Source organism: Pseudoalteromonas undina (assembly GCF_000238275.3).
Classification (GTDB): Bacteria; Pseudomonadota; Gammaproteobacteria; order Enterobacterales; family Alteromonadaceae; genus Pseudoalteromonas; species Pseudoalteromonas undina.
In genome coordinates, this window is the sequence record NZ_AHCF03000003.1 from 2,272,437 (window position 1) to 2,292,188 (window position 19,752).

General features: G+C 40.8%; 19 protein-coding genes. 9 read left to right on the plus strand and 10 right to left on the minus strand.

Annotation, left to right across the window (positions count from 1 at the left end; all coding sequences use genetic code 11):
• Nucleotides 1-153 precede the first annotated feature (153 nt).
• Nucleotides 154-2,196 (plus strand): glycoside hydrolase family 97 protein, encoded by a 2,043-nt coding sequence (locus tag PUND_RS14140; protein ID WP_010392438.1) that lies wholly within the window; start codon nucleotides 154-156, stop codon nucleotides 2,194-2,196.
• Between the two features lie 60 nt (nucleotides 2,197-2,256).
• On the opposite strand, the gene envZ is transcribed toward PUND_RS14140, so the two are convergent.
• Together envZ and ompR are read right to left on the minus strand one after the other, a co-directional pair.
• Nucleotides 2,257-3,570 carry a two-component system sensor histidine kinase EnvZ gene (gene envZ, locus PUND_RS14145; protein ID WP_010392436.1) on the minus strand — a complete coding sequence of 438 codons (1,314 nt, stop codon included), beginning with the start codon at nucleotides 3,568-3,570 and terminating at the stop codon, nucleotides 2,257-2,259.
• 5 nt (nucleotides 3,571-3,575) lie between these two features.
• Nucleotides 3,576-4,295, minus strand: a complete 720-nt coding sequence (ompR, locus tag PUND_RS14150) for an osmolarity response regulator transcription factor OmpR (RefSeq protein ID WP_010392434.1) — start codon at nucleotides 4,293-4,295, stop codon at nucleotides 3,576-3,578.
• A gap of 183 nt (nucleotides 4,296-4,478) precedes the next feature.
• On the opposite strand from ompR, the gene greB reads away from it, so the two are divergent.
• The 4 genes from greB (at nucleotide 4,479) to PUND_RS14170 (ending at nucleotide 8,502) form a co-directional block, all read left to right on the plus strand.
• Complete coding sequence (gene greB, locus PUND_RS14155) at nucleotides 4,479-4,952, plus strand: transcription elongation factor GreB (protein ID WP_010392431.1); 474 nt, start codon at nucleotides 4,479-4,481, stop codon at nucleotides 4,950-4,952.
• Nucleotides 4,953-5,076: 124 nt separating this feature from the next.
• On the plus strand, nucleotides 5,077-5,382 hold the full coding sequence (locus PUND_RS14160) for a hypothetical protein (protein ID WP_010392429.1): 306 nt from the start codon (nucleotides 5,077-5,079) through the stop codon (nucleotides 5,380-5,382).
• A gap of 60 nt (nucleotides 5,383-5,442) precedes the next feature.
• The gene (locus tag PUND_RS14165; RefSeq protein WP_010392427.1) at nucleotides 5,443-6,021 is read left to right on the plus strand and encodes a CBS domain-containing protein; all 579 of its coding nucleotides are present in this window, start codon (nucleotides 5,443-5,445) and stop codon (nucleotides 6,019-6,021) included.
• Nucleotides 6,022-6,177: 156 nt separating this feature from the next.
• Nucleotides 6,178-8,502, plus strand: coding sequence for a Tex family protein (locus PUND_RS14170; RefSeq protein WP_010392425.1), 2,325 nt, complete (start codon nucleotides 6,178-6,180; stop codon nucleotides 8,500-8,502).
• A 62-nt stretch (nucleotides 8,503-8,564) separates the two neighbouring features.
• On the opposite strand, the gene PUND_RS14175 is transcribed toward PUND_RS14170, so the two are convergent.
• The 3 genes from PUND_RS14175 to bioH all read right to left on the minus strand — a co-directional run bounded on the left by PUND_RS14175 (nucleotide 8,565) and on the right by bioH (nucleotide 10,567).
• Nucleotides 8,565-9,422: a putative metalloprotease CJM1_0395 family protein gene (locus PUND_RS14175; RefSeq protein ID WP_010392423.1), complete on the minus strand. Its 858-nt coding sequence runs from the start codon at nucleotides 9,420-9,422 to the stop codon at nucleotides 8,565-8,567.
• A gap of 6 nt (nucleotides 9,423-9,428) precedes the next feature.
• Nucleotides 9,429-9,737, minus strand: coding sequence for a hypothetical protein (locus tag PUND_RS14180; RefSeq protein ID WP_010392421.1), 309 nt, complete (start codon nucleotides 9,735-9,737; stop codon nucleotides 9,429-9,431).
• A gap of 92 nt (nucleotides 9,738-9,829) precedes the next feature.
• The gene (gene bioH, locus PUND_RS14185; RefSeq protein WP_010392418.1) at nucleotides 9,830-10,567 is read right to left on the minus strand and encodes a pimeloyl-ACP methyl ester esterase BioH; all 738 of its coding nucleotides are present in this window, start codon (nucleotides 10,565-10,567) and stop codon (nucleotides 9,830-9,832) included.
• Nucleotides 10,568-10,642: 75 nt separating this feature from the next.
• On the opposite strand from bioH, the gene PUND_RS14190 reads away from it, so the two are divergent.
• Entirely contained in the window at nucleotides 10,643-11,320 is a 678-nt protein-coding gene (locus PUND_RS14190; RefSeq protein ID WP_010392416.1) for a ComF family protein, read from the plus strand.
• Nucleotides 11,321-11,326: 6 nt separating this feature from the next.
• Here the strand turns inward: PUND_RS14190 and PUND_RS14195 are convergent, their stop codons facing one another.
• Complete coding sequence (locus PUND_RS14195) at nucleotides 11,327-13,876, minus strand: M14 metallopeptidase family protein (RefSeq protein WP_010392414.1); 2,550 nt, start codon at nucleotides 13,874-13,876, stop codon at nucleotides 11,327-11,329.
• A 146-nt stretch (nucleotides 13,877-14,022) separates the two neighbouring features.
• Here PUND_RS14195 and nfuA point away from each other — a divergent pair, with 146 nt between their 5' ends.
• Nucleotides 14,023-14,598, plus strand: coding sequence for a Fe-S biogenesis protein NfuA (gene nfuA, locus PUND_RS14200; RefSeq protein WP_008465569.1), 576 nt, complete (start codon nucleotides 14,023-14,025; stop codon nucleotides 14,596-14,598).
• 13 nt (nucleotides 14,599-14,611) lie between these two features.
• Nucleotides 14,612-14,881 (plus strand): hypothetical protein, encoded by a 270-nt coding sequence (locus tag PUND_RS14205; RefSeq protein ID WP_008465571.1) that lies wholly within the window; start codon nucleotides 14,612-14,614, stop codon nucleotides 14,879-14,881.
• Nucleotides 14,882-14,899: 18 nt separating this feature from the next.
• Here PUND_RS14205 and PUND_RS14210 read toward each other — a convergent pair whose 3' ends face one another.
• Nucleotides 14,900-16,234, minus strand: a complete 1,335-nt coding sequence (locus PUND_RS14210; protein ID WP_010392411.1) for an MATE family efflux transporter — start codon at nucleotides 16,232-16,234, stop codon at nucleotides 14,900-14,902.
• Here PUND_RS14210 and PUND_RS14215 point away from each other — a divergent pair.
• Nucleotides 16,214-17,239 (plus strand): polysaccharide deacetylase family protein, encoded by a 1,026-nt coding sequence (locus PUND_RS14215; protein ID WP_041709588.1) that lies wholly within the window; start codon nucleotides 16,214-16,216, stop codon nucleotides 17,237-17,239. The two genes, PUND_RS14210 and PUND_RS14215, sit on opposite strands and share 21 nt — an antisense overlap.
• On the opposite strand, the gene PUND_RS14220 is transcribed toward PUND_RS14215, so the two are convergent.
• The 3 genes from PUND_RS14220 to PUND_RS14230 are packed head-to-tail and all read right to left on the minus strand — an operon-like array spanning nucleotide 17,236 to nucleotide 19,713.
• Nucleotides 17,236-18,273, minus strand: a complete 1,038-nt coding sequence (locus tag PUND_RS14220; protein ID WP_010392406.1) for a protein-glutamate methylesterase/protein-glutamine glutaminase — start codon at nucleotides 18,271-18,273, stop codon at nucleotides 17,236-17,238. The two genes, PUND_RS14215 and PUND_RS14220, sit on opposite strands and share 4 nt — an antisense overlap.
• An 8-nt stretch (nucleotides 18,274-18,281) precedes the next feature.
• Entirely contained in the window at nucleotides 18,282-18,899 is a 618-nt protein-coding gene (cheD, locus tag PUND_RS14225) for a chemoreceptor glutamine deamidase CheD (RefSeq protein ID WP_008112899.1), read from the minus strand.
• The gene (locus PUND_RS14230; protein ID WP_010392403.1) at nucleotides 18,883-19,713 is read right to left on the minus strand and encodes a CheR family methyltransferase; all 831 of its coding nucleotides are present in this window, start codon (nucleotides 19,711-19,713) and stop codon (nucleotides 18,883-18,885) included. Before PUND_RS14230 ends, cheD begins: the two co-directional genes overlap by 17 nt.
• Nucleotides 19,714-19,752: the final 39 nt, after the last annotated feature.

Here is a 19,752-nt window from a genome sequence, read left to right on the forward strand (position 1 = left end):
TTTTATTTATTATAGAACTAATTACATAAAGTTTTGCAGATTAATTAACACACTCTTTTTTAGCTAATTAATTGAATACGTATGCAGCTATCTCGTAATAGTGTGTTCATCACTTTATGCTCATAACCTACGGTTTGACATCAAGGACACACAATGAGATTACCTTTACTACTAGTTGCTTTACTTGCAAGCAGTGCTTTTGCAAAAGAAGCCACGCTGAAATCACCTGATCAAAAAATTAAAATTACCATTTCTGATCAATCATCATCCCCTCATTACTCTATTAGCTTTAATGGTAAGCCTGTTATTGAGCAGTCACGCTTAGGTTTTAGGTTTAAAAGCCAAGCACCATTTGATGACGGTTTTGTTATTAGTGAAGTAACTCGTTCACAAACCGATAGCCAATGGCAGCAACCTTGGGGAGAGCGTCAAACCGTTGTTGATAAGCACAATGAAATTGCCGTTACCTTCAATAAACCTGCGCCCCACGCTGGCACATACACTGTACGATTTAAAGCCTTTGATAGCGGTGTAGGTTTTCGCTATGAAGTCCCTAAGCAAGCCGGTTTTGAACAAACTGAAATTACTAAAGAACTGACCGAATTTGCTATTGCCGCAAAAGATAAAACCACCGCATGGTGGATACCTGCTCGCGGTTGGAACCGTTATGAATATGTCTATAACACTACAGACTTACAAGATGCTGCACTTGTTCATACCCCTTTTACCTTTAAAAATGGTAACGGTGTACATGTCAGCATTCATGAAGCAGCTCTGGTAGATTATGCAGGGATGGTGCTTAACCAGCGTCGCCCAGGTACGTTTAGTGCCGATTTAACACCGTGGTCTGATGGCATTGCGGTTAAGAAGCGCGGCGCATTCAATACTCCTTGGCGCACCATTCAAATAGGTGAGCGAGCGATAGACTTAGTTAATTCAGATATTATTTTAAACCTGAATGAGCCAAATAAACTCGGTGATGTGTCGTGGGTTAAACCAGGTAAATATGTAGGTATTTGGTGGGGAATGCACATCAATGAAACAACTTGGGGCAGTGGCGAAAAACACGGTGCCACCACAAAAAATACTAAATACTATATGGACTTTGCCGCTGAGTATGGCTTTGACGGCGTATTAGTTGAAGGTTGGAACACAGGTTGGGATGGCGACTGGTTTTATAATGGTGATGTATTTAGCTTTACTCAGCCTTATGACGATTTCGATATTGCAGCGCTTACACAGTACGGTAAAGAAAAAGGGGTGCAGTTAATTGGTCATCATGAAACCTCTGGCAATGTTAGTAATTATCGCGACCAAATGGAAGATGCTTTTGCGCTTTACGAAAAATCAAATGTAAGCCAAATAAAAACTGGTTATGTGGCCGATGGTGGCAATATAAAACGCATAGATGAAAACGGCATTGCCCGCTTTGAATGGCATGACGGCCAATTTATGGTAAATGAATACTTACATAACATTAAACTTGCCGCTAAATACAAGCTAAGCATCAACACCCATGAACCAATAAAAGACACGGGTCTGCGCCGCACTTACCCTAACTGGATTGCCCGTGAAGGTGCGCGTGGTCAAGAGTTTAACGCATGGGGCACACCGCCCAATCCACCAGAACACATTCCCATGCTTGCCTTTACGCGTATGCTGGCAGGACCAATGGACTTTACCCCAGGTATTTTTGATATGAGCTTTAATGGCTTAGGGGACGAGACAAATCGCCCACAAACAACACTGGCAAAGCAATTAGCATTGTATGTGGTGATGTATAGCCCAATTCAAATGGCGGCGGATTTACCACGGAATTATTTAGCTAAACCCGATGCTTTTCAATTTATTCAAGACGTACCAACCGATTGGCAACAAAGTATTGCGCTTGATGGCGAAGTAGGCGACTTTATTGTATTTGCACGCAAAGAGCGCAAGCGCGATAACTATTCAGGGAACGATTGGTACTTAGGTGCAGTTACCGATGAAAATGCCCGCACCATTGAGGTTAAACTCGACTTTTTAGATAAAGATAAACAGTTTGAAGCGCAAATCTACCAAGACGGTAAAAACGCTGAGTGGAAGAACAATCCTTATGATTTAAGCATTGAAAAACGTACTGTTACCGCAAATGATAAACTCACATTAAAATTGGCCACCAGTGGCGGTACAGCCATTCGTTTTAAAGCCCTCTAGTAGTTAATCTGAACTCTAGATAATAAATTAACGCTATCTGCAACCATGCAGATAGCGTTATTAGCTTGGATTAGTAACCTTTATCGGTAGGTATATTTGCGCACTTAAACCACCTTCAGGGCGATTAGAGAGCACGACCTTGCCGCCATGCATATCGATAATACGCTTAATAATTGCAAGGCCTAGGCCGCTACCTTCACTACCGCGAGCTGCATCACCTTGTTTAAACGGTTCAAATACTGACTCCAACTCGCTTTCAGGAATACCCGGACCACTATCGTTGACCGCAATAACCACATATTTTTTATTGGAATTAAAATAACTGAGTACTTCAATATCACCCTCTGAGTAGCGTAGTGCATTTTCTATCATATTGGTCACTACTCGCTTAATCGCGACACTACTTATGGGAATTTTTCCAATATTAGGATTCGGTTTAAACGTGATCACCCGTTGATGCTTAAGCTCACTTTGTACGACTTCACCAAGGAGCGCATTAATATCTTCGCAGGTTTGTTCTTCACGTTTATGATGGCGTAAATATTCGATAAATTGATCGATAATGCCATTCATATCTTCAATATCGTAAATAATGCCTTCACGTAAATAATCATCTTCATCAACCATCATTTCTGTGGCTAAACGAATACGCGTAAGCGGTGTGCGTAAATCATGAGAAACACCGGCCATAAGTAATCGACGGTCGTTTTCAAGGGCAGCAATACCTCGCGACATTTGATTAAAGGCGCGCGTTACCTCAATAACCTCACTCGACCCTTGCTCTTGTAACTTGGTACTAAAGTCGCCTACCCCTACTTTTATCGCAGCTTGTTGTAATGCTTTTAGTGGTCGGTTCAAATGCCTGGCAAATAACCAACCTCCTAGTACACTTAAAAAGCCGATACTAGAAAGATAAAAGGTTAAAAACTCAAGGTTACTTTCTTTAAATCCGGTGAGCGGCACTTTGACCCAATAACCCGGCGCCTGCGGGGCTTCTACCCAATAAATAAGCGGATCAGTTTGACTAATGCGCACCCGAGAAAAGCCATTTAATTGCTCAGACATACTACGCGATAGCCCAGAATACTCACGACTTTGGCCTAAACCATGACGCATAGCTTCACGCTGAGTCATTACTTCAATGCCGGTTATTTCAAAAAACTTCTCAGAGACTTCATCGGTGACTTCAACGCCATCTTCCCAATCAATAAACACGGTTTTAATTTGCTTAGCCAGCATTAAATTAACTTGTTCAATGGTGGGTTTAACTACATATAAACTTACCGTGACGTAGGAAACTATTTGGTTAATAAGCAGCAAAGCGGCAACCAAAAATACGGTTTGTCCAAACGCACTACGCGGAAACATTCCCATAATGATTACTTTTCACCGTCAGGAACAAATACATAACCTAAACCCCATACCGTTTGAATATAGCGTGGGTTAGCGGCATCGACTTCGATCATTCTACGAAGACGTGATACTTGAACATCAATACTGCGCTCAAGCGCACTGTAGTCTCGCCCTCTAGCTAAGTTCATTAATTTATCACGACTTAATGGCTCACGCGGGTGAGACACTAACGCTTTTAACACCGCAAATTCACCACTGGTGAGTGACACCGTGTTATCGCCTTCACTCATTTCGCGGGTGGCTAAATTTAGGGTAAATTTACCAAACGCAATTAAGTTCTCCTCAGCTGAAGGCGCCCCTGGTACTTCTTTTGATTGGCGACGTAAAATGGCTTTTATGCGCGCTAATAGCTCGCGAGGATTAAACGGTTTCGGAATATAATCGTCAGCGCCGAGTTCTAGGCCAATAATGCGGTCTACTTCATCGCCTTTGGCGGTCAGCATAACAATAGGAATTTGGTTTTCTTTTTGGCGTAAACGTCTGCAAATAGAAAGCCCATCTTCGCCGGGCAGCATTAAATCAAGCACCATTAGATGAAAGTTTTCACGCTCAATTAGTCTATCCATTTGCTCTGAATCAGCAGCTGTTCTCACAATAAACCCTTGCTCTACCAAATAACGTTCCAGCAAACTACGCAAACGTTTATCGTCATCAACCACCAATACTTTTACTGTCTCTTGTCCCATAATCTGTTGCTTATTTTTATAATTTATTAATCGTTAATATAAATGAAAAACTTAATAATAAAAAACTAATTAAGTGCTTAGATTGTTACTGAACATTTCAAATTCATTGATAGCTATTTTATCTCGACAAGCTGCCTTTATTTTAATACCTTGCCACTCATGAAGATTAAACAAGAACTCAGCGTGAAAACAAACTTAATTACTCGCGAAGGTTATTTACAATTGCAGCAAGAACATGATCATCTTTGGAATGAAAAACGTCCAGAAGTGACTAAAATTGTGAGTTGGGCTGCTAGCCTAGGTGATCGCTCTGAAAACGCAGACTATCAGTACAACAAACGTTTACTACGTCAAATTGACCGTCGTGTTCGCTATTTACGAAAACGCATCCCCGATTTAAAAATTGTTGACTACTCACCCGTACAAGACGGCAAAGTTTTTTTTGGAGCGTGGGTAGAAATAGAAAACGAGGCCGGTGAGTGTAAAAATTTTAGAATTGTCGGCCCCGATGAAATTTATGATCGCAACGACTATATTTCTATCGATTCACCAATGGCTCGAGCGCTATTAAAAAAACAAGTAGACGATGATTTTGAGGTCATGACTCCGCAAGGTGCTAAGCAGTGGTACGTAAATAACATTACCTATCAAAAATGACAGCGCTTAGTTTTGATTCAGATCATATTAACTTTTTATTGTTTATATTATCTGAGTAAGCTATAACTAAAGTTACTCAAGTAATGTTGTATTAACTCGAGAGTAGTTAATTAAGGTCACCATTATGTCAAACATAACAGCGCGCATATTACAAAATGCCCTCGTGTTTGCACTCTTTATGAGTGTGAGTTTGACATTACATGGCGCACCTAAAAATAACAAACTTGATGCTGGTTTTGCTCCAGCTGAATTTATTGTTTGTGACTCCCCTGACCAAGCAAACCTCGACACCGATTTAGATTCTCATGTTGGTGTTATTGCGCTTAGAGAAATCCAACCACTTCCTTTAGCGTTTTTCTTTCATTATGAAAGTCGATTTTTAGCCACTGCCTACAGTCATGCAAACCCGCGAGCGCCACCCGTTATTTAATTTAATAACTTGCTTTTAAACATTATTAAATTTGTATAACTATTTATTTAGGTGGATATTATGTCTAACTTTAAAGAACTCCGTACCCAAGATATTTCTCATGGCACTATTGCTGATACTTTTACTAATGAGGCTGTGATCGATTTAACCTCTCCAGCAACACGTATAGTAACTAGCTTTACTCAAACAAGTCCTATGCGCGCAGCGTTTGATACAACCATTGAACAAGCATCAAAACAACTAAATACTCAGCCTTCTGATTTTATTTTAGTAACTGATGAGCATCAAAAGCTAATTGGTATTGTCGCAAGTGCAGATTTACAAAGCTCAAAAATCATGATTTTATCGCAGCGTTTAGGCTTGCCTCGTAGTGAAATTAGCTTACGCTATTTAATGACACCGCTGAGTAACTTAATGGGTGTAAGTATGAAAAGCTTAAGCTACTCATGTATCGGTGATGCACTGCAAACTATGGAACATCATGGTGCTATGTTTATATTAGTTACTGCGGCTAATAATGAAATAAGTGGTTTAATTTCAGCACGCGATATAGCACGTAAGCTGCAAATTCCTGTTCATATTAGCCCAATAGCGCACACATTTAGTGAAGTACTCGAAAGTGTAGAGCACCCTCACTAAATCCGCTTTTTATTGCCCCAGCAATGGCATCTTAAAGCAAGTAAAATAGCTTGCTTTAAGAGCTTTTTATTACCCTCCCCTGTGATATTATTCAAGACATTGACGCATCAGTTAACTTTTTAGCTGGTCTTATTTTTTGTATTAAAAGGTTTTTGCATGAGCGATATCTCTGCACGTTTAGCAACGGAGCTAAATGCACAGCAGCAACAAGTGGTTGCAGCAACAAAGTTACTTGATGAAGGCGCAACAGTCCCCTTTATTGCCCGTTACAGAAAAGAAGTGACCGGTGGATTAGATGACACCCAACTACGCCTTCTAGAACAACGTTTATCTTATTTGCGTGAACTTGAAGAGCGTCGTGGATTTATCCTGTCGACGATAGAATCACAAAATAAGCTTAGTGCTGAATTAGCGGCTGATATTAAAGCTGCACAAAGTAAAACCGAACTAGAAGACTTATATTTGCCTTATAAAGCAAAGCGCCGCACTAAAGGTCAAATAGCTATTGAAGCTGGTTTAGAACCACTAGCTGATGCGTTATTTAACGATCCAATGCTTGACCCAGACGCTGAGGCTGCAAAATTTATTAATGCCGAAAAAGCGATTGTCGATACTAAAGCAGCGCTTGATGGTGCTAAGTTTATTTTGATGGAGCGCTTTGCTGAAGACGCTAAATTACTCGCTAAATTTAGAAGTCATATTAGTCAAAATGGAGCGATTGAAAGTAAACTTATTGATGGCCAAGAACAAGCGGGGGCTAAATACCGAGACTACTTTGAACATCAAGAACCATTAAAAAAAGTCCCCTCGCATCGAGCATTAGCCATGCTAAGAGCACGTAACGAAGGTATTTTACAGTTAACTATTAATCCTGAGCCTAACGCTGAAAACCCAGCGCAATTGTGTGCACAGATGATCAGCGATCATTACCGCCTAGATATTAAAAACAAACCTGCCAGCGCTTGGTTATTAACTGTAGTGCAATGGGCGTGGAAAATTAAGCTTGGATTACATTTAGAAAATGAATTTTTAGCCGCAATGCGTGAAAAGGCCGAAACCGGTGCCATTGATGTATTTGCTAAAAACTTAAAAGACTTATTAATGGCAGCCCCTGCAGGCCCTCGTACTACGTTAGGCTTAGATCCTGGTTTACGTACTGGTTGTAAAATTGCCGTGGTTGATAGCACAGGTAAACTGCTTGCTACCCAAACGATTTTCCCACATGCACCACAAAATCATTGGGATAAATCATTACGCACGCTCGAACAATTATGTCGCCAACATAAAGTTGAGCTCATTGCGATTGGTAACGGTACCGCTTCTCGCGAATCAGATAAACTAGTTGGCGAACTTATCAAAGCCAATACTGAGCTTAAACTAAATAAAATCATGGTCAGTGAGGCCGGCGCTTCGGTTTACTCTGCTTCTGAGTTTGCTGCTAATGAATTTCCAGATCTAGATGTATCTTTACGTGGTGCCGTATCTATTGCGCGTCGCCTTCAAGACCCATTGGCTGAGTTGGTTAAAATAGAGCCTAAGTCTATTGGTGTAGGCCAATATCAACATGATGTATCACAAAGCCAACTAGGACAAAGTCTAATCTCAGTGGTAGAAGACTGTGTAAACAGTGTGGGGGTTGATTTAAATATGGCCTCTGTACCTTTACTTGCACGTGTTTCTGGTTTAAACAAAACCTTAGCGCAAAACATTGTAAGCTACCGTGATACAAACGGGTCATTTACAAAACGTAGTCAGTTGAAAAAAGTAGAGCGCTTAGGGCCAAAAGCATTTGAACAAGCAGCCGGCTTTTTACGCATTAACAATGGCAGCGATCCACTAGACAACTCATCAGTTCACCCTGAAGCATACCCTATCGTTAAGCGTATTTGTGAGCACAATCAGGTAGACGTAAATAACCTCATTGGTAACAAAGAGTTTTTAAATAAGCTCGCTGCAAATGACTATATTGACGATAAATTTGGTCTGCCTACTGTGACCGATATTATTAGCGAGCTTGATAAGCCGGGTCGCGATCCACGCCCTGAATTTAAAACTGCTGAGTTTAAAGCAGGCATTGAAAAAATTAGTGATTTAAAACCAGGAATGATTTTAGAAGGCGTGGTATCGAACGTAGCTAATTTTGGCGCATTTGTGGATGTTGGCGTACATCAAGATGGACTAGTGCATATTTCGGCTATTACTAATAAGTTTATTTCAGACCCACGAGAAGTGGTTAAAGCTGGTGACATTGTTAAAGTGAAAGTGGTTGAGGTTGACGCTGCACGTAAACGTATTAGCTTTACCATGCGCCTAGATGACGAGATAGACACTAGCAATAAAGCTGCCCCTGCGGCGCCGCAAAAGCCACGTGGTAACAATGCAAACCAATCGCGAGCGCCCAAACCTAAGCGCGACACAGGCAATGCCATGATGGGAAATGCGTTTGCTGATGCCTTTGCCAATGCGAAAGTGAAAAAATAAAATGACCCCATAAAAAAACCGCTTAGGCGGTTTTTTTATGGCTATTAAATATAAGGTTTAGTTTAAATTTGTGCTGAGAATTGGCTTTGAGTCGCAGGTGATGTAGCCAGTTGATAAAAACTAGCAATGCGCCCAGCACGCGCTTCTACTTCAACATCACGCGATTGCTCTTCGCTTTTAGCAGTTTTTACTTCTGAACTTTCACTGTTAGAAAACGACGCACTGACTCTGCTTTTATCTTCGCTGCTATCTTCGTCATCAGCTGAAGCTAACTCAGCTTGTGCTGCGGCTATCTTTTGAGTGGCATCTGCCGCAATTGCCCTATCGGCACCTGAAGGCTCAGCCGGCGCGAGTGCTGCAGCACGTACCGTTTGCATTTTATCAATAGTTGCTTGAGGGTCGCCATTGATAACCCCAACATCTATCGGTACTTCACCACCTACCGCATAGTTAGTACCATCGGGCCCTCTTTGATATTCGTAGCTAGGAGAGCCCGCATATTGTCCACCCACAGCGGCATGCGCTTGCTCATGTGTTCGTACTTCAGTGTCGCGCGCTTTAAGTTCTTTAATTTGCTGTAATTCTTGCTCAAGTTGCAGTTCTTCTTGCTCACTAACTTCTTCTGCAGCTTGTTGTTTTTCTTGCTCGGCATTATCTTGATCGCTATCTGCATTGCCTTCGCGTTGCGCAATCGTTTTATCGTCTGCAATTTTGCCACTCGCATTGTAGGTTGAGCTGTCGCTATTACCTGGCAGTTTGGCTTTTTCTGCATCACTTTGAGCTTTGTTTTCAGTGCTACCTGCGGTGTTTGCAGCGGCTGGGGGAATGACTTCACGTAGCTGGTTGTCACGCCGAGCAGTCTCCGTATAAACATTTGCGGTGTTTATATTAATAGACGGAAACGGCGTGACGATATTCATGAGAAATTACACTTTAATATCGACTAAAGTGCCTAATACGTCATCTGCAGTTTGGATAGATTGCGTGTTTGCCTTAGCATTAAACTCTTCAACTTTTAAGTTTACTAACGCATCATCAATTCGTGCAGGTTGAGATACTGGCGCGGTGACTGCTTCTTCAGGGCGAGCGGCCGTTAATTGACGTTGCTGCGCTAGTTGAGAGTCGTCTTGCTGCTCTATGCTGGCACGATTAATCTCAGCGCTGGCTTTTTCAATTCCTTGGCTGGCTCTATTAAACCCTTCAACACCACTATTGAATACAGATCCTATTAGCATAATAATAAACCTCCAGCAAATAAATATTGTTTAATTATCGCTCAAAAATCACGCAAAATAAAGCTTTAAACCGCAGTAATCATGGCTTTGCTTCAAAGCATTGATTTAACGGCAGATAAAAATTCACTTTTATGAGAAATAAAAGGCGCATGCGATGCTTTGTCTATCACTTCGTACTCAAAGTCAGCATTAAGTGCCACCATTTTCTCAATAACCCGATAAGGAACAAGAGAGTCTAAGCGCCCAAAAATGCCGCGTATAGTCACTGGGCATTGAGCAAATAATTCGCGTAAATCTTCATTTTGCAATATTTCCAGCCCTGCACTTAAAGCCTCGTTATTCGGAGGCGGTGACTGACTCAATAACTGCTTTAGCTGTTTTATATCATCTCGAGCAGACTCACTGCCCATTGCCTGAATTGCCAAAAAACGCTCTATCGTTTTTGAACGCTCTTGCAACAACTGCTCTTTGAACTGTTTTAATACTTTAGGCTTAATGCCAGCCCATGGTAATTGCTCTGCAAAAAAGGGCGTTGAAGCAACTAAAATGACTTTTGATACTTTTTCTGGCCAATGTTTGGCAATATAAATAGCAAACAACCCACCTAAAGACCACCCCATTAGTACCGACTGTGGCTTTAACTGCTCACTCACCTGCTTTGCAGCATCGTGTAATGTATATGGGCTTAAAGAGGCGTTATTATCACCATAACCGGGTAAATCCAAACAGCGCACTTTACCTGAATATAAAAACTCTAATTCTGGTTTTATTAACTGCCACACACCTTGGCTCATTCCCCAACCATGTAACAACACACATTCATTTTGCATATTTGCCTAACCTTAACCAAACTTGAGTTCTATGATAGCGCTTTAAAAGGAGTTTGTAATGAGGATCATCAGCGAATGAAACTCAGCCTAAGTGATTGGCTATTCCCCTCTTACTGTGTGTTATGTCAAAGTCAAATTCATAGCTCAATGGGACTGTGTCAATTTTGTTTAGATGACTTGCCATTGCTAGATTTGGCCGAGCATGACAATTTATTTTACCGCCCTGATATTGTAGAAATGTTTCCTAACTGCAACTTTGAAAAGCTGTTTGCCTGTGCTTTTTACCAGCCCCCTTTTGATTTATGGTTAAAGCAGCTTAAATTTAATAATCAAATCCATTATAAAAAAGCACTACAGCAAGTCATAAAAAAACAACTTAGGGTTTTTATGACTAAACACCCTGCCGCTGTTGATGCATTTATAATTTTACCTTTACATAAAGCGCGCTTTTTAACGCGTGGGTTTAATCAAGTCACCCAAGTATGGCAGCCCTGTTTAGGGTCAAATAAAGTATTAAATAATGCGTTGCTTCGCCATAAACACACCTCGGCACAATCACAATTAAGCAAAGCTAAAAGAGTTAAAAATTTACAGCAGGCTTTTTCATGCAAAATTAATTTAGAGGGAAAAACGGTAGTAATTATCGATGATATTATGACTACAGGAGCAACTCTTAATGCAGCCACCTTATCGTTAAAAGAAGCCGGCGCTAAACACGTATGGGCATTTACCACGTGCTTAACGCCACTTTAGGGCGTGTTAGTTTCCACTCACGCGAAAGGTGTGACCAAAAAATAAAGCATTACTTAATAATCGGCTGGTACCATACCAGTACCCTCTAAATACAGGGTTATCTGTCATCGCAATAACACTACCTCGACCATAAGAGTGTGCCATTAACGCTGCCCCACCAGCCACTTGCTCTACATTTATTGCATCAGTAAAACCAGCAAGTAGCGGCTGCTGTGTATAGGTAAGTATATTTACAAATGGTGCTTCAGAGGCTTCAAGTAGCCAAGTACTATTTTTAAATACGGGTAGTGTGTCACGCTTAAATGAAAACATTAGTGGGTGAGTTGTATCTACCTTGGTATTAAATATCGCACCTGCAATACGCTGACGACCTGCTAGGTGGTCTTTGTCTGCATACTTTAAACCTTGAGTATCAAATGCACTAGCCACATCTCTACGCGATAAGTAGCTTGCTTTTAATAGCTGTTGATCGGCTAAAAACTTAGCTCCGCCTTTGTGCCCCCAAATAACACCACCTTTCCTTACCCAGCTTTTTATAGCAACTTTATCGGAATCAGATAAAGTAGAATAGTTACCATGTGGCAACACAATATGGCTGTAATTACTGAGCTCTAAAGACGCTAAACGCTCCATTTCAACAATGGTTGGCGCTACACCCACAAAACGGTCTAGGTAGTACCACACTTCACCCGCTTCATATTGGCTCACGCCTTTACCACCAACCAATAACACCTTAGGTGCAGAAACCACAGCCATAGAGCGAGACCCTAAATCAGCACCTTTACTAGTTAAACCGGTAGTAATTGGTTTAACTTCAATCCCAAACTGGCTTTGTGCTTGGTTTAACTTTGTCACCCAGTTGGTGTCAGTTTGAAGTCCTGCTGGAATAATAATACTACCTGCGTCAAAGTTTACTTCTGCATTGGTTGATACTGCTGTTAATGGTTTTAATGCAACACGAGCTTTAATGCCTTGCTGTAACAGACTATTGAGCATTTTGGGAGCTTGCATGTCATTCCATGCAAATCCATAGGCGTAATTTTTAGTCAGTGACGCTAACTCTGGCTGCTTTGGTTTTTGCCAAGCTGTTTTTTCTACCTCTAATCCCCAGCGGCTGTTTACTTTAGCAAATGGTAAATTAAACGCATGCGCTAATGTCCAACCCGACACATCGTAAAAGGTGTTATCGGCAAAGTTTTGTTGCTCACTAAAAATAGCTTTAACTAATCGATATTGTGGTTGCGCAAGCGGCACAAAATAACTATTAGCGGTAAAGTTTTTACCTTCAGCTTTTAGCCCTTCTTTCACTGGGTAGGCATTAATTTGATGTTGTTTAAGTATGCTTAAAAAATCGTTAGTACGGGTATGATCTTCATCTGCTTGAACAATATAGCCCTGATAGTCTTCATCTTTGGCAAGCTCAACTGCTTTGTTATAAAAGTTAGCTTGGTACTCTAGCAAAGCTTGGCGGTTATCAATCGCTGCTTTAAACGTTGATAAGCTCGTTAACAGTTGGTTTTTAATCGTAAACGCAAAAGTTAGCGGGCCATTGATCGTTTCTCGAATATGGCCACGAGAACTTGCTTGTTCAAATAAAATACCCACACCACCATTTACATCGGGGTAGGTAGAGCCTTTACCATAATAAAAGTCATCAAAGCTTTCTTCGGTGAAGTATAACGCGTTGTTTTCATCTAATGTTTTAGCGTGATAATTTGCAATCGCTTTAGTTAGACTTACATTTTCTTCAGGGGTAATTGGGTGTTTACGACTTGGGATACCCGGTTGAAAAAAGTAGCTACTATTTGGCCCCATTTCATGAAAGTCAGTTAAAATATTAGGCTTCCAATAATGAAACTTAGCAATCCTTGCGCGCGACTCTGGGTGCTGTAACAGCAACCAATCACGGTTTAAATCAAACCAATAATGGTTTGTTCGACTGCTTGGCCAGCTCTCTACATGCTCTCGGGTTTGCGGATCTGACGATAAGTTCATTCCACGATTACTATTAGCCCAATTTGCGAAACGTGCTAAGCCGTCAGGGTTAAGCGACGGGTCGAGTAAAATAACCGTGTTGTTAAGTAGCTCATTTATTTCATCCCCTTGCGCTGCCGCTAAATAATAAGCGACTAGTAAAGCTGCATTACTACCTGATGATTCATTCCCATGAACACTGTAACCCATCCATACAACACTTGGCTGCTCCGCTGTTTTATTGTTTGAATTATTTAGGCGAGCTAAGTGCGCTTGGCGAGTTTTTTCTATATTTTTTAATTTGTTAGCCGCAGTAATCGTTAGCATAACTAACGGGCGCTGCTCATGAGTACGACCTATTACTTCAAAATTAATTCGATCGCTTTTTTGAGCTAAAATTTCCATGTAGCGAACAAGTTGGTCATGTCTCACATGCCACTCACCCACTTGATAACCCAGCACCTCTTGTGGTGTTGGTATGGTAGAATCGAATTCAACCTGTTGCTCAAAATAATAAGACAGGGGCTTTGCCATACTTGAAAAACTGGCCAGCACCATCATTATTGTTAATATGAAGCGCATATAAATCACTCTAAAAATGTTTGTTAATTGCACGCTACCATTGCTTAAAATAGATGCCAACTTTTTACGCTCAACACTAGCCGCAACACGATGAGCGGAGTATGATATGCAGTATCCGAGTAATTTAGTCAAGTATAGACGGTATTATGATTTCTATTTCCGAAACAGCGCAAGCGCATTTTGCTAAGCTATTAGCAGATCAATCTCAACAAACGAATATTCGTGTGTTTGTTGTTAACCCTGGTACATCACAAGCTGAATGTGGTGTTTCTTATTGTCCAGAAGACGCGGTAGAAGAGAGCGATATTCGCCTAAATTTTAACGGCTTTGATGCGGTTGTTGATGCTGAAAGCGCGCCTTTTTTAGCCGAAGCTGAAATTGATTTTGTTACCGACAAAATGGGCACACAGTTAACTCTTAAAGCACCTAATGCTAAAGCACGTAAACTAGGTGAAGATGCCAGCTTGAATGAGCGTGTGCAGCACATGCTAGAAACTGAAGTAAACCCACAACTTGCCAACCATGGCGGCCAAGTTAGCTTGGTAGAGATCACTGCAGCTGGTGTTGCTGTACTTCAGTTTGGTGGTGGTTGTAATGGGTGTTCTATGATCGATGTCACACTAAAAGAAGGCATTGAAAAAGAAATGATTGCTAAGTTTGATGAAATCACCGGTGTGTCTGACATTACCGATCATGAAGCAGGCGAGCATTCTTACTACTAAGCATTAATTCATTATGCTAAAGCCACTTATTTACCGCTTAGGGAGCGACCCTAAGTTGAGTTTAAAGCGCTTTTTTCGCGGGCTAGCACTGTTTGTGCTAGCCGTGATATTTATCGCTGTGGGCTATTACAGCCATTACAGTTTGCAAGTTATCGGCTTGGTTATTTTAGCCCCCGCTTTATTTTTTGCTTTTTGGGGCTATGCGGGTATTTTTGCTAACCGCTTTTCTCAAGTATTAAAAAATATCCCTTCCAAAAATAACGACCCCGACCTTTGGAAGTAACGGTTTATATCAATTCGCTTATTTAAGTAATTGATTGTTAGCTTTTAATTGTTGATATTTAACGATAAGCGTAACGCCTCGCATAAGCATAAAACAACTCATAGCTAACCATAACCCATTATTTTGCCAATCCTGAAATAGCCAAAACACCCCAAAAAAGCCTACAACTGCTGAAAGCAACATACTATTTCGCATCGCTTTAGCGCGGGTCAGGCCAACAAAAATACCATCAAACAAAAAGCAGCTCATAGCTAAAATAGGCAATGCAATTACCCAAGGTAAGTAGTGAATGGCCTCGTCAATAACCTCTGGTACATTAGTTAATAGCTTAATAATGCTGCTGCCAAATACTATAAAAAACACACTATATAAAATGCCAAATAACATGCCCCAAAATACACTGATTTTTACCCATAGCCTTATCTTCTCGACACTTTGTTGACCTTTAGCTTGACCTACTTTGGCCTCACTTGCATAGGCAATTCCATCAAGTGCAAAGCTAACTAACATTAAAAAATTGAGTAGGACTGCATTAGCGGCCAATGTGGTTTCACCTAGGCGAGCAGCATAAAAGGTCATAAAGCTAAAGCATAACTGCAGCACTAAAGAACGAATAAAAATATCGCGGTTTAAGCTCAGTAGTCCTGCCATTTTTTCCACACTAAACCAATTTGCTACAGCCAAACTCATACCATGCTTTTTAGCAAGTTGAGCCACTAGCAATAAGGCAAATACAAGCGCGATATAGTCAGCAATAAGTGATGCCCACGCAGCCCCAGCAACCGCCCAATCAAGGTACACTACAAAATAAATATCGAGCACAATATTAGTAATGTTAGTGACTAACAGTAAATAAAATGGCCCTCGCCCATAGTGCACGCCCAACATCCAGCCTAGTAAAACTAAGTTGCATAGCGCTGCAGGGGCGCTATAAATACGAATACTAAAATACCGATAGGCTTCATTGAGCACATCGCTATTGGCAGCTGATAAATACGCAATAGCATGTTTTATAAGGGGTGACAGTAAAATAAGGAGTAAGGCAACCGAAGTGGCTAACAATAAACTGCGTTTAAGTAAGGCTGCAAGCTGAGTTAAATCATTTTTACCATAAGCCTGAGCCACCAGCCCAGTGGTACTCATTCTCAAAAAACCAGCAAGCCAAAATAAAATGGAGATCACAGTAGAGCCTAAGGCTATTCCCGCTAAATAATGCGCACTCCCCAAATGACCGATCACTGCCGTATCAACAATTCCTAACAACGGGACGGTAATATTTGATAATATCATCGGACCGGCTAACAACAACAAGCTTTTATGGTGTGCTTTATTATGTATAAGAAATTGTTTCATTTAGTATTATTATTCCTGATTTGTGGTTCTTTACGCGCGCAAGCAGCTGTTATTCTACAGTATCATCACGTCAGTGAAACCCTTCCCGCTGTCACCAGCGTGAGTGCCAACACTTTTACAAAACACTTAAATTATTTAAAAGAGCATAACTTTAACGTTATTCCATTAAATGAACTGATTAGTGCATTACAACAAGGTAAGGCTTTAGAGAACAAAACAATCGCGATTACCTTTGATGATGGTTACAACAATAATTACGATCAAGCAGCTCCTATTCTTGAGAAGTTTGGTTACCCGTACACTATTTTCGTAAACCCAAAACTCATTGATGAACAAGCGGGTTATGTTATGGGGTGGGATAAGCTCAGGGAGCTTGCCAAAAAAGGAGCACTCATTGCTAATCATAGTGCTGAACATAACTACCTACATAAAAAGCGCGAGAATGAAACGCCTAGCCAATGGCGCGAACGCACTAAAAAAGACATTCTTAGTTCACAACAGCGTATTAAAGAGGAAATAGGTCACGATTATAAATATCTTGCCTACCCATACGGAGAGTTTAACAACCAACTGCAAGCACTCGTTACAGAACTAGGCTTTATTGGTATTGGCCAGCACTCAGGAGCCGTTAATCAACACTCTAACTTTAGTCGCTTACCGCGCTTCCCAGCTTCAGGTTTTTATAGCAAGCTAGAGACGTTAATTACCAAGATAAATTCAACTGCCTTTACCATTAATAAGCTAACCTATGAAGATAGTGTCACTTCACAAAATCCACCGTCACTCACAATAAAACTTGAGACAAATGACTTTCATAAGAGTCAATTTGCCTGTTATGTGTCAAGCGTTGGTCAAGCTAATTTAAATTGGTTAGACGATAATACAGTTGAGGTAACATCGCCAAAACAGCTTAATAAAGGCCGGTCTCGCTTTAACTGCACGGCTCCATCAATAAAACAAACCGGCAGTTATTATTGGTTTTCACAGCCTTGGGTGATCAACTAAGTTTTACTTTTTATTACTTGATTTAATAACCGCTGGGTCATTTTCTCCAGCGGTACGACTTCATTTGCTGCCCCCATATCAATAGCAGCTTTGGGCATACCCCATACCACAGACGAATACTCATCTTGCGCAAGTGTGTATGCACCTTGTTGCTTTAATGCGAGCAATCCTTTTGCACCATCACTTCCCATACCGGTTAATAGTGTGGCAACAATATGCTTTGCACCTATTTCCAGTAATGAGTTAAATAAAACATCCACCGCGGGTTTATGTCTATTAACCGTCTCTCCATCATAAAGCTGACAATATAAAGCACTACCTTGTTTACAAATTCGTAAATGAAGTCCACCCGGAGCTATATAAGCGCAACCTGCGACCAGTTTATCGCCTTGCTGAGCTTCCTTTACGTTAATAGTACAAGTACGCTGCATCCGCTCTGCAAATGAGGTGCTAAATACGGGAGGGATATGCTGCGTTATTACAATAGGAGGGCAATTTTTGGGCATACGTATAAGCACTTCTTTTATCGCCTCGGTTCCCCCTGTTGATGCACCGATTGCAATCACTTTATTTACTAAAAATTCGGCATTGGTGGGTATAGGCTCTGCTACAGTACTAGTTTTTTTGTAGCCTCGAACCCGTGCACTAGCCGCTACCCTGACTTTTTGCTGAACAATATCAGCATATTGACTCATTTGTTGTTTAACGTTGACCGTAGGTTTTGCAATAAAATCAACCGCCCCCAGTTCAAGCGCTTCTAGAGTTATAGGTGAGCCTTTTTGAGTAAGAGTGGAAATCATTACTACGGGCATAGGGCGTAAGCGCATTAAGTTTTTTAAAAAGCTAATGCCGTCCATTCTTGGCATTTCAACATCTAGTGTTAGTACATCCGGATTATGCTTTTTGATCATCTCTCTGGCTTCGTATGGGTCTTGTGCACAGCCCACTACCACAATATCTTTTGCCTGTTGCAGTATCTCTGTCAGTAATTGCCTGATCAGTGCCGAATCATCAATTATTAATACTCTAATCATAGCCATCCTTAAAACAGTTCTATGTCAGTGGCTTTCGTTTGCTGTTCAAGATTATGCAAGTAACGCACTTCACGTTTTTCAATAGTGTTATTGTGTAAGTTTCTTAGCTTTTTAACCTGTACTTTTCCATTATGAGGATTAAAAAATATTTTACGCGGCCAGGGTCCGCCCATATCATGCGCCACTAAGTTTAGCGCTTCTTCTGCTATATATGCATTGGCAAAACTGATATTGCCAATACCAATATCTGTCATTGCGCTAATTATTTTGCCTCCCCCAAACAGTTTTACTTTTAAGTTTGCCCGGGAAGCGCCATTTTTAAGCACTTCATTAATTAAATATTCCATAGCCCAGTTACCATAACGACAACTTAAACTATGCGCTTGGTCAATTCGCTCACCTTTTTGAATAGGTAGCATAAAGTGATTAATCCCGCCAATACCTAGCTTATCGTCGTAAACACAAGCAGCAATGCACGACCCGAGCACTGTGGTGATCAGCTCATCGTTTTTAGAAACATAAAATTCACCTGGCAATACCTTAGCGACCACACGCTCTCGCGTGGCATCCCAATAGCGTTTAATATGCTCAAATCCCGCTAATACCGGCTTAAATTGTGTTTGCATGAGCTACTTTCTGATACATGGTTTTCCCTAAGTTTTTAAATAAGACATGCTCTTTTCCCATGGTTTCTGAATGCCCTAAAAATAAATAACCTTGGTTATTTAAAATATCGGCATAACGGTTAAAAAGCTGATCCTTTGTCTCTTTATCAAAGTAAATCACTACATTCCTACACAAGATCAAATCAAATGGGCCTTTCATCGGCCAATCTTGGAGTAAGTTTAAACGCTTAAATGAAATACATTGCTGTAGCTTAGGTTTCACCTTATAACTTTGCCCGTCTTTGCTGGTTAAAAACCAGCGCTTGAGCAATGCATCATCCAGTCCATTCACATTTGCCGCAGTATAAATACCGCTCTGGGCTTTAGCTAGTACATTAGAATCAAGATCAGTTGCTAAAATTTTCACATCCCAATCACTTGGAAAAGCCCCTTGTAAGGTCATAGCTAAACTGTAGGGCTCTTCGCCGGTAGAGCAACCTGCAGACCAAATACGAACGCGTTTATTATGCTTATTTGCTTTTAGCATCGCAGGAATAAACTGCTCTTTTATAAACTCAAAGTGATGGATTTCACGAAAAAAAGAGGTTAAATTGGTAGTAATGGCGTTAATAAATGCATCAAACTCCTGGTCCTTATGATTTTTTAAGTAATCAAGGTAACTAGAGAAGTTTGTTAATTTACGCTCACGAATTCGCCTTGCTAATCGTGAGTAAACCATTTCGCGCTTATGCTCCCCAAGCACAATACCACAGGCGTTATACACTAAATGAGCCACTTCCTTAAAATCGCTATCCGTTAATAAAAACTCTTTCATTATGTACTCTCAAATAAATATAAAGATAGATTCACACTA